Origin of the sequence: Paraburkholderia oxyphila NBRC 105797 (assembly GCF_000685075.1) — a bacterium.
Classification (GTDB): Bacteria; Pseudomonadota; Gammaproteobacteria; order Burkholderiales; family Burkholderiaceae; genus Paraburkholderia; species Paraburkholderia oxyphila.
Map to the genome: position 1 here is coordinate 1 of NZ_BAYD01000062.1, position 15650 is coordinate 15650.

At 63.3% G+C, this 15650-nt stretch carries 16 protein-coding genes; 10 read left to right on the forward strand and 6 right to left on the reverse strand.

The features are described 5' to 3' along the window. Nucleotides 1-125: 125 nt before the first annotated feature. Both BO1_RS30895 and BO1_RS30900 read right to left on the reverse strand, forming a co-directional pair. Nucleotides 126-743, reverse strand: a complete 618-nt coding sequence (locus BO1_RS30895; RefSeq protein WP_028220852.1) for a LysE family translocator — start codon at nucleotides 741-743, stop codon at nucleotides 126-128. Nucleotides 744-973: 230 nt separating this feature from the next. Next, entirely contained in the window at nucleotides 974-1882 is a 909-nt protein-coding gene (locus tag BO1_RS30900; RefSeq protein WP_052409672.1) for a LysR substrate-binding domain-containing protein, read from the reverse strand. A gap of 192 nt (nucleotides 1883-2074) precedes the next feature. Here BO1_RS30900 and BO1_RS30905 point away from each other — a divergent pair, with 192 nt between their 5' ends. The 8 genes from BO1_RS30905 to BO1_RS30940 all read left to right on the forward strand — a co-directional run bounded on the left by BO1_RS30905 (nucleotide 2075) and on the right by BO1_RS30940 (nucleotide 10466). Beyond that, nucleotides 2075-3022, forward strand: coding sequence for an amino acid ABC transporter permease (locus BO1_RS30905; protein ID WP_245643949.1), 948 nt, complete (start codon nucleotides 2075-2077; stop codon nucleotides 3020-3022). Beyond that, nucleotides 3019-3783 (forward strand): amino acid ABC transporter ATP-binding protein, encoded by a 765-nt coding sequence (locus tag BO1_RS30910; RefSeq protein ID WP_028220855.1) that lies wholly within the window; start codon nucleotides 3019-3021, stop codon nucleotides 3781-3783. The genes BO1_RS30905 and BO1_RS30910 overlap by 4 nt, the downstream gene beginning before the upstream one ends. Nucleotides 3784-3875: 92 nt before the next feature. Further along, a complete protein-coding gene (locus tag BO1_RS53490; protein ID WP_084688301.1) occupies nucleotides 3876-4790 on the forward strand; it encodes a polysaccharide deacetylase family protein in 915 nt (304 codons plus the stop codon). Further along, nucleotides 4787-5701, forward strand: coding sequence for a polysaccharide deacetylase family protein (locus tag BO1_RS30920; protein ID WP_028220856.1), 915 nt, complete (start codon nucleotides 4787-4789; stop codon nucleotides 5699-5701). The genes BO1_RS53490 and BO1_RS30920 overlap by 4 nt, the downstream gene beginning before the upstream one ends. Continuing rightward, nucleotides 5698-7092 (forward strand): MmgE/PrpD family protein, encoded by a 1395-nt coding sequence (locus BO1_RS30925; protein ID WP_028220857.1) that lies wholly within the window; start codon nucleotides 5698-5700, stop codon nucleotides 7090-7092. The genes BO1_RS30920 and BO1_RS30925 overlap by 4 nt, the downstream gene beginning before the upstream one ends. A gap of 62 nt (nucleotides 7093-7154) precedes the next feature. Next, the gene (locus BO1_RS30930) at nucleotides 7155-8009 is read left to right on the forward strand and encodes an ABC transporter substrate-binding protein (protein ID WP_174490619.1); all 855 of its coding nucleotides are present in this window, start codon (nucleotides 7155-7157) and stop codon (nucleotides 8007-8009) included. A gap of 116 nt (nucleotides 8010-8125) precedes the next feature. After that, nucleotides 8126-9559, forward strand: coding sequence for an argininosuccinate lyase (argH, locus tag BO1_RS30935; RefSeq protein ID WP_028220859.1), 1434 nt, complete (start codon nucleotides 8126-8128; stop codon nucleotides 9557-9559). Between the two features lie 64 nt (nucleotides 9560-9623). Continuing rightward, entirely contained in the window at nucleotides 9624-10466 is an 843-nt protein-coding gene (locus BO1_RS30940; protein ID WP_043287304.1) for an ABC transporter substrate-binding protein, read from the forward strand. 59 nt (nucleotides 10467-10525) lie between these two features. On the opposite strand, the gene BO1_RS30945 is transcribed toward BO1_RS30940, so the two are convergent. Continuing rightward, nucleotides 10526-10873: a MarR family transcriptional regulator gene (locus BO1_RS30945; protein ID WP_028220861.1), complete on the reverse strand. Its 348-nt coding sequence runs from the start codon at nucleotides 10871-10873 to the stop codon at nucleotides 10526-10528. A gap of 91 nt (nucleotides 10874-10964) precedes the next feature. Here BO1_RS30945 and BO1_RS30950 point away from each other — a divergent pair, with 91 nt between their 5' ends. Then, the gene (locus tag BO1_RS30950; protein ID WP_028220862.1) at nucleotides 10965-11582 is read left to right on the forward strand and encodes a hypothetical protein; all 618 of its coding nucleotides are present in this window, start codon (nucleotides 10965-10967) and stop codon (nucleotides 11580-11582) included. Nucleotides 11583-11640: 58 nt separating this feature from the next. Here the strand turns inward: BO1_RS30950 and BO1_RS30955 are convergent, their stop codons facing one another. From BO1_RS30955 to BO1_RS30965, 3 genes are all read right to left on the reverse strand, one after another. Beyond that, on the reverse strand, nucleotides 11641-12366 hold the full coding sequence (locus BO1_RS30955) for a flagellar brake protein (RefSeq protein WP_028220863.1): 726 nt from the start codon (nucleotides 12364-12366) through the stop codon (nucleotides 11641-11643). A 126-nt stretch (nucleotides 12367-12492) separates the two neighbouring features. Continuing rightward, nucleotides 12493-13110: a hypothetical protein gene (locus BO1_RS30960; protein WP_156992490.1), complete on the reverse strand. Its 618-nt coding sequence runs from the start codon at nucleotides 13108-13110 to the stop codon at nucleotides 12493-12495. Between the two features lie 180 nt (nucleotides 13111-13290). Further along, the gene (locus tag BO1_RS30965) at nucleotides 13291-13707 is read right to left on the reverse strand and encodes a hypothetical protein (RefSeq protein ID WP_028220865.1); all 417 of its coding nucleotides are present in this window, start codon (nucleotides 13705-13707) and stop codon (nucleotides 13291-13293) included. A gap of 235 nt (nucleotides 13708-13942) precedes the next feature. On the opposite strand from BO1_RS30965, the gene BO1_RS30970 reads away from it, so the two are divergent. Continuing rightward, nucleotides 13943-15415, forward strand: a complete 1473-nt coding sequence (locus tag BO1_RS30970) for a diguanylate cyclase (protein ID WP_043287319.1) — start codon at nucleotides 13943-13945, stop codon at nucleotides 15413-15415. The last annotated feature ends 235 nt before the right edge of the window (nucleotides 15416-15650 follow it).

Consider the following 15650-nt stretch of genomic DNA (forward strand, 5'->3'; position numbering starts at 1 on the left):
CCGCGAAAACAAGTTAAGGCCAACGCCAATAACCCACAAAAAAACAGACCAGGATGGTCCGCCATCATCGTCACCCGTGATGCTTCAAAACGGGCCCAAAGGCCCGCCACTAGCGCGAGCAGACGCTAGCCCTGCACCAAATGTGCAAACAACGGATACATCGACGCGACCAGCGCCACCGCCATAGCGACATTAAACGTGCGCAGCCGCCGCGGATCATCAAGAAATCTCCGCATGCCGGTCCCAAACGCGGCCCACACACAAATACACGGCAGGCCGATCACATAAAACAGCACAGCCATCACGACAGTGTTGACACCGAAATCCGCCGAGAGCCGGATCGTGGTAGCCGCGGTGAGCACCATCATCCACGCCTTCGGGTTGATCCACTGAAACGCGATGGCTTCATGAAAGCGCATGGGGCGGCGCTCGCCGCGCTTCTCCTTGATCATGCCCGAGGTGCCGATCTTCCACGCAAGCCAGAGCAGATAGGCGACGCTAGCGGCCTCGAGCGCCGTATAAAGCCACGGCACGTGCCGGAACACCTCGCCGAGCCCAAATCCCACCGAGAGCATGAGCACGACGACGCCCGCGCTGATGCCGAGGATGTGCGGCACCGTGCGCTTGAAACCGAAATTGACGCCGGAGGCGAGCAGCATTGTGTTATTGGGGCCGGGCGTGATGGTCGTGACGACCACGAAGAGCATGCCGGCGGGCAGGGCGCTGAGCATTTCGGACAGCATGGTGCGTTGGCTCCAGGGAAAGGGCGGCGATCCGTGAAGATCGCGCCGATGAACTGGCAGCCAGTTTAGCCGCGGAAATCGGTACAGTACCGGTACAGATGCGCGTACGAAAACCGGTACGGAAAGACTGCGGCTGCGGGGGGATTGGCCGGTTGCACGCGTGGGTTGACGGATTGCGTCTGTGCGAGCGCGACACTCACAGCGGCCGCTGATGCCGGGCCCGTCGCTTGTCAGGCTGGGTGCTCGCGCTCCTTGCTCGCGATGCTCGCCAACAGCCACTCCAGCAGCGGTTTCAGCTTCTCCCGATACTCATTGCGTGGCGGGTGCACCAGATAGTATCCGGCGCCGGTCTCGACCACGTGCGCGAAGGGCGCCACGAGCGAGCCGTTCGACAGATTCTCTTCGACGAGGTTGAGGTCGCCGAGCGCCACGCCCATGCCGCGCACCGCGGCGCTGAATGCGAGGTCGAGCGTATCGAACACCTGTTCCCGATATGCATGGCTTGCGAGATCGCCCTGCTGCTGCAGCCACAGCATCCATCCGCGCCTGCCGAAGCTCGAATGCAGCAAGGTATGCTGCTTGAGGTCTTCGGGCTGCGCGAGCGGCGGCGTGCCGCCTGCAATCTGCGGGGCGCAGACCGGCGTCAACCGCTCGCGCATCAAGCAGGTGGCTTCCAGGCCCTCCCAGTTGCCGGTGCCGAACAGAATGGCGGCATCGAGCGTGCCTTCGCCGAAATTCGTCGGCAGAAACCACGCCGTATCGATGTTCAGCTGCGTGCCGGGGACCTTCACGTAGAAGTCGTTCAGGCGCGGCAGCAGCCAGCGCGCGGCGAGTGTCGGCGTGACGCGCAGCGTGACGGTCTGGCCGCCCGTGCTCGTGATGTGCATGGAACGCCGGGCCGTGGCGAGCAGTTCTTCGACGATGGGCACGAGCCGGTGGCATTCCGTGGTCGGCACGACCATGCGCGTATGCCTCACGAACAACGGACAGCCGAAATAATCCTCGATCTGCTGGATGTGCCGGCTCACCGCGCTCTGGCTCAGATAGAGCTGCTGTGCGGCGGCGGTGAAGCTCCCGCAGCGGGCGACCACCAGCAGCGTCTGGAGCACGTTGAAGGGGGGATAGCGCTCGATCTTCATTTATGCACATCTCGCATGGCAACCATGAGATTTTACCGTTTGCCACCAGGATAATGGCGGTCTTAAATCACTCCACAAGGCGGGGGCGAGCGTCGCGCGGCAGGCCGGGATACATCGGCTGTCAGACGCCGCGGCTCAAAGGGAATGGAGTCGCGCCCCGCTGCTGGTTTTTACTGAGTCACGGAGACCCGCATGGTCCAACGTAGCGTCGCACTGATGAAGGCTGAACTCGGGCAGCTCCCCGATAGCCATGCAGATCTTGCAAGCGCCCCCGAGGGCTGGGGCGACATTTCGCAGCTGGAGCATGTGAAGCGCCGGTACTGGGGGCGCTACGCGGCGTCGGCGGTGATCGTCGCGCTGATCGCGTACGTGGTGCTCGCGTTCGCCCATGGGCAGATCGAGTGGCGCTACGTGGGGCGCTTTCTCACGGCGCGCTCGATACTGATCGGCCTCGGCAACACGATCGTGATGACCGTGCTGGCGATGGGCCTCGGCATCTTGCTGGGCGTCGTCACGGCCATCATGCGGCTGTCGACGAATCCGGTGCTTCAAGCGGTCGCCCGGGGCTACGTGTGGCTCTTTCGCGGCACGCCGGTGATCCTGCAGCTGTTGCTGTGGTTCAACCTGGCGCTGGTGTTCCCCACGCTCGGCATTCCTGGGCTGTTCAGCCTGCGCACCGTGGATGTGATGACGCCGTTTCTGGCCGCGCTGCTCGGACTCGGGATCAACCAGGGGGCCTATACGTCGGAGGTGGTGCGCGCCGGCCTGCTATCGGTGGATACCGGCCAATACGAGGCGGCCAAGTCGATCGGCATGCCGCGCCTGCAGGCACTGCGCCGGATCATCCTGCCGCAGGCGATGCGCGTGATCGTGCCGCCTATCGGCAATGAGCTGGTGGGCATGGTCAAGCTCACGTCGCTCGCCAGCGTGATCCAGTACGCGGAGATGCTGCACAACGCGGAGAACATCTACTACGCGAACGCACGCGTCATCGAGCTCCTGATGGTGGCGGGCATCTGGTATCTGGTGGTGGTCACGGTGTTGTCGTTCGCGCAGTCGCGGGTCGAGCGGCACTATGCACGCGGCACGGGGCGCAGCGCGTCGCGCCAGCCGCGTCGGGAGAGGAGGAAGCCGGAATGAATCCGATCGTACGCGCGGTGAACGTGCGCAAGTCGTATGGCGATTTCAGGGCGCTGCAGGGCATCACGCTCGATGTGGCCAAGGGAGAAGTGTTGTGCGTGATCGGGCCGTCGGGCTCGGGCAAGAGCACCTTCCTCAGGTGCATCAACCAGCTCGAGCAGATCAGCGACGGCGCGCTCTGGGTGAACGGCGAGCTCGCGGGCTACCGCAGGGTGGGCAACCGCCTGCACGAGCTCACGGAGCGCCAGGTGGCGCGTCAGCGGCTGGCCACGAGCATGGTGTTTCAGCGCTTCAACCTCTTCCCGCACAAGACGGCGCTGGAGAACGTGATCGAAGGGCCGGTGCAGGTCCTCAAGCGCCGGCGCACGGACGCGGAGCAAGAGGCCCGTACGTTGCTCGCGCGAGTCGGGCTCGCACACAAATGCGATGCGTTCCCCTCGGAGCTCTCGGGCGGGCAGCAGCAGCGCGTGGCGATTGCGCGCGCGCTGGCCATGCATCCGCAGCTCATGCTGTTCGACGAGCCCACCTCGGCGCTGGATCCGGAGCTGGTGGGCGAGGTGCTGGCGGTGATGCGGGACCTCGCGAAGAGCGGCATGACGATGATCGTGGTGACGCACGAGCTGGGCTTTGCGCGCGAAGTGGCCAACCGGGTGGTCTTCATGGATCAGGGCCAGGTGATCGAGGCCGGCCCGCCCGAGCAGGTGCTGGGCGAGCCGCGTCACGCGCGCACCCGGGACTTCATTTCAGCGGTGCTGGCCTGACGCGGATCAGGCCGCCAGGGCCGATCGTGGCGATTGCGACGATCGGCTCTGGCCGGGGCACGGCACAACCTTGAACTGTTGGAGAGTGTTTGATGAACGCATCGTCTCGACTGCGTGGACCTGTTACGCCTGTCGATCGTGCAGGGCCGGGCGCGCCGCGCTGGCCCGAGGGCAAGCGCTCCTGTGTGGCGCTCGCATTCGATCTGGACGGGCCGACGGGCGATGCGATGCTCGACGGCTCGATCTGGCGCAATCCGGCCTATTTCACGCTCGGCAGCTATGGACCCTGGCGCGCGCTCGCGCGTCTGCTCGACATGCTCGACGAACGGGGGGTGTCGGCCACGTTCTTCGTGCCCGGGTGGGTGATCGAGAACTGGCCCCGCCAATGCGCGGCGATCCTCGAAGGCGGACATGAAATGGCCTACCACGGCTACCGCCATGAAGCGTTCTGGACGCTCGACCGCGAAGGCCAGCGCGCGGTGATGGCGCGCTGCGTCGAGATTTTCTCGCGCCACCTGGGCATTCGTCCGGTGGGCTTTCGCACGCCGTCCGGCGACTGGGGACCGGACACGATCGACGTGCTCATGGAAGCGGGTGTGCGTTATTCGAGCTCGATGCGCGGCGACGATCGTCCTTATCTGCTGCACGCGCCGGGCCATGCCGAGCCGATGGTCGAGATCCCCGGCCGCTGGGAGCTCGACGACTACGCATCGCTGGCGTATCACCGCAACCCCGATTTCCCGTCGAGCCTCGACCGCATTGCGAGCTACGAGACGACGCTCGACAACTGGCGGCGCGAGTTCGACGGCTCGCATCGGGACGGCCTGTGTCTCACGACCCTGTTCCATCCGAAAGTATCGGGCAAGCCCGGGCGTATCGCGCTGCTCGAAAGACTGATCGATTACATGCGCGCGCAGGGCGACGTCTGGTTCGCCACCTGCCGCGATGTCGCGCAATGGTGGCTCGAGAATGAAGCATCGGCGCATCGCGAGGGGGCTTGCGCATGAAATCACATCGCTGGTCAGGGAGCGCGCGCTGCGCGGTAGTCATCACGGTCGACTTCAACGATGAGAATGGCATCCTCACGCAGGCGCCCGCCATTGCCGGACGCGAAAAGTCGCTTTCGGTATGGCGCTACGGCGCGAAACGCGGCGTGGACCGCATGCTGGACGCGTTCGATGAATTCGGTGTGCCGACGAGCTGGTTTCTGCCCGGACGGGTCGCGCAGACGCATACGGATCTGGTGCAACGCATTGCGGCGCAGGAGCACGAGATCGGCACCAGCGGTTTTCGCTGCGAGAACTTCGACACCTTGACGCTCGATCAGCAGAAGGACGCCTTTCGCGCCGCAAAGCAGGCCATCGCCGAAAAGCTGGGCCGCGGCATCCGCGGTTTTCGTTCGTTCTACGGCAATTGGGCGCCCGGCTTCGCGGACTTCCTGTGTAGCGAAGGCGTCATATGGTCGTCGTCATGGCGCGGCGACGACCTGCCGTACTTCCATCTTCGCGATACCGCCGAGCGCGGTGCGCACGCCGGCCCCGCTGCGCCGCTCGTCGAGCTGCCGCTGCACTACGAGCTCGAAGACGAGCCGTACTTCGTCTACAACCTGTCTCCCGCGGTGCCCGTGGGCCAGCCGCGTATTCCTTCGTATCGCGAAGTGCTCGCCAACTGGAAGCAGGATTTCGCTGCCTTCCATCGATTCGGCCTGTGCTTCGTGCTGAGATTGCATCCCGAGATCATCGGGACGGCGGGACGCATCGACGTGCTGCGCGCGCTGCTGGAAGACATGCGCGAACGCGATGATGTGTGGTTCGCGACGGGCGAACAGGTGGCAACGTGGTGGCGCAGCAGTGTCGAGCGCAACGAGCCCGGGCATCCCGTCGAAATTTTCGCTCGGCACCGGATGGCCACAAGATGAGCGCACGCGACCTTTCCCTCTCGCAGCACATCGCGGCATTCGTGGCGAGCGTCGCCGGCGAGGCCTTGCCCGACGCCGTGGTCCACAAGGCGAAGCAGCATATCCTCGACACGATGGGCGCCGCCCTGGCAGGCTCGGCGGCTTTGGAGCCGCGCAGCGCGCTCGCGGTCATGAGCGCAGACGGCCCAGGCGAAACGCTGGTTTGGGGTACGAAGCAATGGCTCGGTGCGCGCGGCGCGGCATTCGTCAACGGCGTTGCCGCGCATGCACTCGAACTCGACGACTCGGGCGGCTGCGATCATTCGGGCGCCGTGGTGCTGCCTGCCGTGTTCGCGGCGCTCAGTTGCACCGCGCGCCCGGTATCGGGGCGGGAACTGATCGCTGCGGTGGTGCTGGGCTACGACGTGGGCCGGCGTGTGCTCGAAGCCTGCGGCGGCTATTCCGCGCACAACGGCTATGGCTGGCACTCGACCATGACGTGCGGCGTGTTCGGGGCGGCGGCCGCGAGCGCGCGGATTCTCGGTCTGGATGCCGCGCGCACGGCGGCGGCGCTAGGGCATGCAGGGAGCTTCAGCGGCGGCCTGTGGGGCTTTATCCACGACGCCTCGCAAACGAAACGCATGCATACGGGCCGCGCGGCGGAGGGCGGCCTGCTGGCGGCCTTGCTCGCGAGAGAAGGCGTGAGCGGGCCGACGCAGGTGTTCGCCGACGCATGGGGCGGCTTTTTCAACGCCTTTGCGCGCGACACGCGCGAGCCGCAAGCGCTGTTGCACGAACTGGGCGAGACGTGGAAGATCATGCGCTGCTCGATCAAGCCGCATGCGTCGTGCCGCAGCACGCATGCCGCCGTGGATGCAGCGCTCGAACTGATGCGCGAGCGGCCATGCGATCCGCAGCGGCTGCAGGGCGTGCAGGTTCGATTGAGCGCGTTCGTGGCGAACATGTGCGGAGGACGCGATCTGCGCAATCTGGCTTCGTCGCAGATGAGCCTGCCTTTTGCGATCAGCTCCGCGCTCGTGAACGGCCATGCGGGGCTCGCGGCGTACCTCGATCCCGCCCGCCACGATGCGCGCGTGAGAGCCGTGATGGAGCGGGTCGTGCTCGAAGTCGACCCGTCGATGTCCGACCTGGACGAGCCCGTCATCACGCTCACGCTGGCCGACGCACCGCCTCGTTCGCGGCAGGTGCTCACGCCGCTCGGCGACCCAGGCAATCCGTTGTCGGAAGCGGACCTGCTGGCGAAGTACCGTTCGCTGGCAGGTATCGTGCTCGACGAAGCATCGGCCGGCACCCTCGCGCAGGCGCTACTCGAACTGGAGCAACTCGCCGACGCCCGCATCCTCGCAGGCTGGCTGAAAGGCGAAGCGGATGCGCGGCCCGTGCTCCGTTGAACGAATGCGAGCCGACTATGCATAATTTCGATCCACGCCCACCCATGAAAGGTCATTTTCCCATGCACAAGTTCAATCCACTGCGCGATGCATCGCGAGCCATGGTGTTGTGTCTCTCGACGCTGCTCTTCGGTGCTGCCGCGCATGCGCAGGCATTGCCGGACGCCATCGCGAAGTCCCGCACGATCAAGGTGGCCGTCAACGCAATCTATCCGCCCATGGAGTACAAGGACCCCGATAGCGGTGAGCTGGTCGGCTTCGACATCGATCTCGGCAATGCGATCGCCAAACAGCTTGGCGTGAAGATCGACTGGCAGGAGTCTGCGTTCGAGCAACTGCTGCCGTCGCTGGAAACGGGGCGCGTGGACATGGTGCTGAGCGGCGTGAGCGACGTGCCGGGCCGCCGCGGCGCCGCGGATTTCATCGACTACCTCAATTCGGGCGCCCAGTTCTATGTGCTGGCGAGCGCGCAAGGCAAGGACATTCGCCAGCCCGCCGACCTGTGCGGCAAGCCGGTCGGCACGAGCCGCAGCACTTCGTTTCCCGCCGACACCGCTGCATGGAGCGTGAAAAACTGCACGGGCAAGGCGCCGATCTCGGTGGTTGGCACGGAAGACACGTCGTCGGCGCGCATGCAGTTGAAGCAGGGGCGCATCGTGGCGGGCGTGCAGGGCAGCGAGACACTGCCGTACGCGATGAAACTCGAGCCGAACACCTACCGGCCCATTGGCGAGCCGTTTGCGACGTCACCCGAGGGTATCGCCTTCGCGAAGGCCAACACGCAGTTGCGCGATGCCGTGCACGGCGCCCTCGAGAAGCTGATGGCCGATGGCACCTACGGCAAGATCGTCGCGAAGTGGGGCTTGCAGTCGAGCGCAGTGCGTCAATTGACGATGAACGGGACGCCCACCAACTGATGGTGCGGCGCGGTGGGTGACGGCGCGAGGCTGTCACTCCACTGATCCAGCACGCCGCGGGCAGGAAGGCTGGGTGGATATCAATCAGGAATCCGAATAGATATAGGAATATGACCATGAATCAATCCGAACCCGTCGAACGCTTGTGGGGCGGCCGCTTCAAGACGGGTCCGTCGGCGGCGCTGGAGGCGCTGTCGCGATCGGACCCGAGCTTCTTCCGACTTGTTCCCTACGATCTGGCCGGATCGCGCGCGCATGCGCAGGAGCTGCATCGCGCCGGCATTCTGACCGCGCAGGAGCTGCAGCTTCTGCTTGCCGAAATCGGCCGCCTTGAAGCGGAGCACCTGGCGGGAGAGATCGCGCCCTCGAAGGACGACGAGGATGTCCACACGTTTCTGGAGCGCGAGCTCACGAAGCGTCTGGGCGCAACCGGAGGCAAGCTGCGCGCGGGCCGCTCGCGCAACGATCAGGCCGCGAACGATCTGCGCCTGTATCTGCGGGCCAAGGCCCGCACGCTGACAACGGCCGTGCTCGACCTGCAGAATGCGCTGCTCGAGCAGGCGAGCGCGCACACGCAAAGCGTGGCGCCGGGCTTCACCCATCTGCAACCGGCGCAGCCGGTGGTGTTCGCGCATCACCTGCTCGCGCACGCGCAGGCCATCTACCGGGATCTCGAGCGCTTCGCGGATTGGGACCGGCGCAGCGCGCGCTCGCCGCTTGGCGCGGCCGCGCTCGCGGGCTCGGCAATCTGTTTGCATCCCGAATTATCGGCCGTGGAGCTCGGCTATGACGGCCCCTGCGAGAACTCGATCGATGCGGTTGCCTCGCGCGACCATGTGGCCGAATTCGTGTTCGTCGCGAGCATGCTGTCGGTCAACCTCTCGCGGCTGTCCGAGGAAGTGATCTTGTGGACGACGCGCCAGTTCGGCTGGGTCGTGCTCGACGACGGCTATGCGACAGGCAGCTCGATCATGCCGCAGAAGAAGAACTCCGATATTGCCGAACTCACGCGCGGCAAGGCGGGGCGGCTGATCGGCAATCTCGGCGGCTTGCTGGCGACGCTCAAGTCGCTGCCGTTGGCCTACAACCGCGATCTCGCGGAGGACAAGATCGCCGCGTTTGATTGCATCGACACCCTGGAACTCGTGCTGCCCGCCATGGCCGGGATGATGCGCACGATGCGCGTGAACGTCGACGAGATGCGCAGGCAGGCGCCACTCGGCTTCACGCTGGCGACCGAGGTGGCCGACTGGCTTGCACTGCGCGGCGTGCCGTTCAGCGAAGCGCACGAGATTACGGGCGCGCTGGTGCGCACGTGCGAGGAGCAAGGCATCGAACTGGCCGATGCTTCCGTTCAGACGCTCGCGCGAGTCGATGTGCGGCTAGAGGCTTCTGTGCTCGCGCATGTCACGCTCGACGCGGCGGTGGCGGCGCGCAGCGGCTTTGGCGGCACGGCGCCGGAGCGAGTCGCCGAGCAGATTGCGCGGCTGCGTCAGGCGTTGGGCAAGCAGGCCGAGTGGGCAGACAGCTATCAGGGGCCGTCGTGGTGAAGGTGTTCAGCCTGCGCGGGGTGCTGCGCGTATCGATTCAGATCAACGACTCAACGGAGTTTTCATGAGCTCATTTCGCTGTCTGCCAAAGGTCGCCGCGCTGCTTGTCAGTCTCGTTGCGTTGCATGCGCCGCTTTGCGAGGCGCAAACCGGCGCATCCTCCATCGGCAAGCCTGTGCTCGTTGCGGCCATCGTGCCAAACTATCCGCCGTTCGAATACAAGGATCCGGCATCGGACAAGTTGACGGGTTTCGATGTCGATCTTGGTGAAGCGCTCGCCACGAAGCTCGGCGTGAAGATCGAATGGCAGGAGACCAGCTTCGACCAGATGATGAGCGCGCTGGGCACGCACCGTGTGGACGTCATCCTTTCCGGCATGACCGATTTACCCGCACGGCGAGAATCGGTGAACTTTCTCGACTACATCACCACCGGGCCGCAGTTCTACACGCTCAAGGAGCGCGCCGGAGCCTTCGCCTCGATGGATGCATTGTGTGGCAAGGCGGTGGGCACGAGCCGGCGCACGTCGTTTCCCAATGACATCGCGAACTGGAGCAACCAGCATTGCGTGAAGGCGGGCAAGCCGGCCATCAAGGTGGTGGGCACGGACGGCTCGTCGGATGCCCGGCTGCAGTTGCGCCAGAACCGGATCGATGCCGCGGTGCAGGGCGGCGAGACCTTGCCGTATCAAAACTCGGTGGAGCACGATGCCTACGCGCCAATAGGGCAACCGTTCCTCTCACAGTACACGGCGATCGGCATGTCAAAGGACAACAGCGCGCTCAATAGCGCGCTCGTGAATGCCTTCAACCAGTTGGTGGAAGACGGCACCTATCAGAAGATACTCGCCAAATGGGGGCTGCAGCACCACGCGGTGCCCAAGGCGATGATCAATGCGGGGACCTGAGATCGTCGCGCCGTCTTGAGGTGCGCGATTGGCGCATGCGCAGCCGTGCGCTGCCACATTCACGGCCCTTTCGCGGCTTTGGCGAACGCCTCGGCGAGCTTGTCGAAATGGCGCAAAGCCGCAGGCGTAAGCTCAATCTGCTTGCGGCGCGAATCTTCGGTGTCGGTGAGCTGCAACCATCCCTTGTCGCGCATCGATGTGATGCGCGCGTGAAGCGTGGCGGGCGAGCCAAGCTGGCTTTGCGCCATCATGTCCCGCACCGACAGCCGGTCTTTGGTTTGCGCCGCGCGTGCCACGAATTCGAGGATCCGCTCTTCGAGCGGGTCCAGACCAGGCAGCGCGGGCAAACCCCGCAGCGCCTCGGCCAGTTGCAGAAATCGCAGGTAGATGTCAGCGGGACGTGTCATTGCTTGCGCGCTGTTGAAAGGGCGCTCGCGTAGCGACACGCGAGCGCGTTATGATCCACTCGATCATAACCATGAGAGAGCAGTTTACCGGATGTCCAGCTTACGGTTACATTTCTTGTCTATAACCGGCACCGTGATAGCGTTTGTGGTGTCGCTATGGATCAATCAGCTGGTTTTCGCGGATACGTCGTTTGTCCGCGGCGTCAACTGGATATATCTTCCATCGGGCATCCGCCTGTTGAGCACATTGCTCGTTGGGGTCGACGGGTTCATTGGCCTGCTGGTCGGCGGTCTGCTGATGGACTTTCTCTATTGGTTTCCACATGACCCGGTGCGCGCCATTGCGGGAGCGATTTTTGGTTCGCTGGCGCCGTACCTCGTCTACAGGCTTGCACTGGAGCGCTATAACCTGCGTGCTTCGTTGACGAATCTCACACCGAAGCGGCTTCTGATCTTGGCCGTCGCGTATTCGATTGCGAATCCCTTGCTGCATCACATCTGGTTTGCACTGCAAGGCGATACGCACAACTTTATCGAAAGCTTCGTCATGATGTTCGTGGGCGATCTGTCCGGGGCGCTGATCATGCTCTATGTCATAAAGGGAATGCTGGCATTGTTGCCGAAACAGCCGGGCAATTCGCACCTGACGAACGGAATGTTCAGCATCCGGTTGGCACTCAACAGCGCCTATGATAATCGGCTGAAGTAACACGGCGTTTTGATGTCAGGGTGCCATGGGTTTTTCTTTGGCGCGAGAGGGGTGCGGGCTAGCGCAAAAGTGCTCCACGTCGGATTTCCAGTTGAGCGATCAGTTGCTGAAGCACTTTCTCCGCCTGTGCGGGCACGGATAGAAATCTGAAGCCCAGGATGAATAATTTCCCGCCGCCAGGGTGCGGCCGAGGGGAGACAAGCTGCAGATTCAGGGTGACGCCGCCGTATTCTTTGAGGTGTAGAACAACATTATTCAGCGTTAAACCGACTTCGAGATTCGCAATATTTTCGTCCTGCGTCTTCAATGCCACACCGCCGAGCGACAGGTCATGCAACTCAAGGCGGAAGGATTGCCCATCCGGCAGTTGCCCGCTGCAAAAATACGGGTCGACCACGGGCGTTTCAACCCGAAAATATTCGCGCCGTTGCATGCGGAAAAGCACTTTCGGGAGCGCGACTTCGAAAGCGGGCGCACTATCGTGCGAGACTTCGGATGGCATGCCCGTCGTGAACTCGATTCTCACGCCGTCGGGTGATGCGCCAAAGCGCAGTTTGTGGGCTGCCAGCACGGCGTGGTTCACGGGACGCAAGGCTCCGTAATCGAAAATGAATGTTTTCGATTCTGTGTCGACATGAAGCAAACGCGTGACGATCTGGCCATAGCCGTAGTCAACCGTCAGGAAGTCCTGTCTCGTAGCAAGCTCACGTAGAAACGTGCCAATTTCGAGTGGATTGCGTAAGCCAAAATCGGCGCTATCCGTCGGCTCCGCTTCGCCTGTCATGGGCAATCGTCCTAAAGGACTTTCTTCGAATAATCTGGCGCTGGGGGCCGAAAGGAGATGACGTAGTTTGCGCAGCACGATAGATATTGATGACAGTTCCGGGCGCAGCTTGGTACGCCGTATCGGTCAGGCTTGTGGCGGTTCGCCGAAATTTCGATGTGCGTACTTGTGCGGGCCGGTCATGGAATCGCGAAGCGTCCCCAGTCGATCATGAAAGGCCCGCCAGTCAACGGCGAGTAACGGGATCGTCGGATCGCCGCGTGAGGCGTACGAGAAGAACCGCATCCATCCGTCGAGGAACGCAGTGCTGTCCGGGCGAAGCAAGCAGGGCGGCCTTGCAACAAGGGGGTAATTCAGATTGGGAACCGGCGGGAGTTGGGTTTGACGCGATGTAGCGGGGCGGTCGCCTGTGGCATCGCCTTCGGAGCCTTGTCCGCCAAGATAACGCTGAACGACCTCACTCACAGCATTCGTTGAAAGCTCGATAAATGACACACGTACGTCGTCCAGAATCCTGGACGCGATAGCCTGCTCCGCCAAATCGATCGTGACGCGTTTGAGCGCTACCGTCCTGGCGTAGTCAGGCAGCGCACGAAATGTTGCCTCGCCGTGGCGCAACGCATCTTGAAAGAACGGATAGTGCGCGAGCCATGGGTCGGCCGCACGACCAATCGGCTGACGCGCTGTATCTAACCAATGGCTCTGGGCAACGCGCTCCATTCCGGCGATTTCTCTCAGGTTCATTGTTATGAAAACTATAACGATAAGCCAACGAATTGGCAAGGGATGATGCCGCCTGAATTGACGACTACACCCAGGTTGACGGTCACGTCTCCACGAACTTTAGGGGCGCACGATTTCATTTTGCTTGCAGTTCCGTGTCGTTGCTCGCCTCATGGCGCAACGCGTTAGTGCAACCTGGCCTTAGCCGGTCACAAGCATGGCGGGCAGCAACGACCCGTTAATCCCGCTGGTGACATACTGTTCGCCGTCTGCGCGGCCAGCATCCGCGCCTTGATGAAAGGCCGCGGAATCGCTTTCAGCATCCGCCCATTGCGTGCCGGCAATGCACGGATACATCAGGGCAATGGCAAGGCAGCCCGCGTCCATGGCCACCCCCTGATCGGCGATCGCCCATGCCGTGCAGATGGCCGCGGAAAAGCCGTACAGGTAGCCGGCAAGCGTTGCCGTCATATCGGCGCTCAAGCTGCGGGGCTGATATTCGCTGCGCATGATCGCGCTAAGGCCCAATGTGGCGACGATGGAGGCGATCTGATGGGCCGAAGCAGTGGAGCCCGATTGGGCTGCCGCCCTGTTCGCGCGAAACCATGAGCCGTTCATTGCCGTCCCCGATTGATTTTGGTGTCCGCGCGATGCATGCTGTCACGGCACTGGGTCAATATGGAGACTGCCCGGAAATCGTTCTGTTCGGTGGTGAACGTCTGAATACAGGAAAGCCCTCCAGCCCGGCAGGCCGCTCTGGCTGAGCGGTGTCGCCGGAACAGGAAACGGAGTCGGATGTGGCCTTTAGATGACAAGAACGCAAAAGAACCAGTCCGCTTTTTTCGCCAACCGCATCCGGCGAATCGCCTCGACATCCTCGCTGGTTGTCGGTTCCTGCGCGTTGATTGCAATCGTCATGGTTGGCCTGTGCGGGCTCGTCCTCAATCAGGGGCGGCTCGATGCGCTGAGTCACACGCGAGATACCTTGCGTGACATCTCCTTGATCGCCCAGCGCGATATCGAGCGCAATTTCGAGTTGTATGAGCTGTCGCTACAGGCGGTCGTCGACGGACTGCAACAGCCGGAGGTCATGGCGCTGCCGCCCCATCTGCGCAGGCAGGTGCTGTTCGACCGGGCGGCCAGCGCCCGATACCTCGGCTCGATGCTGGTGCTGGACGCCGCGGGCAATATCGTCATCGACTCCGGGAGCGATACCCCACGCGCGGGCAACTTCGCCGACAGGCCTTACTTTATCGTCCAGCGCGACCATCCTGACGTGGGCCTCTACATCAGCGACCCATACCTGTCGCGTCTGCGTGGCGGCGAGCCCAGCATTGCCCTGACACGACGGCTCTCCCATCCGGACGGCTCGTTCGCCGGGATTGTGCTGCTGACCGTCAATCTCGAGTACTTCCACACGCTGTTCGCCGGGCTCTCGCTCGGCCCACACGGCTCGATGTCGCTGATCGGCCACAACGGGATCATGATCATGCGGCAACCCTACGATCTCCGGATTGTCGGGCGCAGCATCAAGGGGGCCAGCACCTACCGGCACTTCCTGTCCGAGCCGGAGGGCAGCTTCAGCGAGACCGCGTCCATCGACGGCACGCGCCGGCTTTACTGGTTCTCCAACTTCCCGCGCTATCCGCTGATCATCATGGTGGCGGCGGCGGACCAGGACATCTATGCCGCGTGGCGCCGGCGCACGCTGTTCATTGGTTCGCTGATGCTCGCGTTCGGTTCGGCCTTTGTCGCCTTGTCGATGCTGTTGGGTGTCCAGTTGCGGCGCCGCATGCGGGCGGAATCGGAACTGCAACTGCTCGCGCGCACCGACGGGCTGACCGGCCTGAACAACCGGCGCAGTCTCGGCGAAATACTCGAGCAGGAATGGCGCCGCGCGCGGCGCAATCGCAGTGTAATGTCGCTGCTGTTTCTCGATATCGACCGGTTCAAGGCCTACAACGACACCTATGGTCATCAGGCCGGCGACGATGCGCTCGCGGTGGTGGCGCGCTGCATCAGCGCAAGCATTCGCCGTCCCGCCGATACGGCGGCCCGCTACGGCGGGGAGGAGTTCGTGGTCGTGCTTCCCGAGACACCCGCGTCGGGGGCTGCGGAAATTGCGGAACGGATCCGCAGCGCGATCGCCGGGTGCGAGATCGAGCATGCGGGTAGCGAATACGGGCGGGTGACGGCGAGTATCGGCGTGGTCAGCCGCGTACCTGAGACCGACGACGACCTGAGTGCCGCGATCAAGGCCGCCGACGAGGCACTGTATCAGGCGAAAACCAGCGGCCGCAACAGGGTGTCCCAGTACGAACCGTGATAGGGACATCGCGATACTTACGGGGCAGGGCGCCATCGCGACACATGGGCGAATGCGCCCGGTTCATCCTCGTGCGCTATCAGGATTCGGTGCGGCGGCCGTGGCAGGCGATCATCCGCAGACCGGGAAAACCCTACAATCAACTTTCTGTTGCTTTACTATATTTACGGTGGTGAGCCAGCCGGCAACCGGAAAATGCGCTTTTTCGTCATAACAATCAACGCGTCCATTTCCC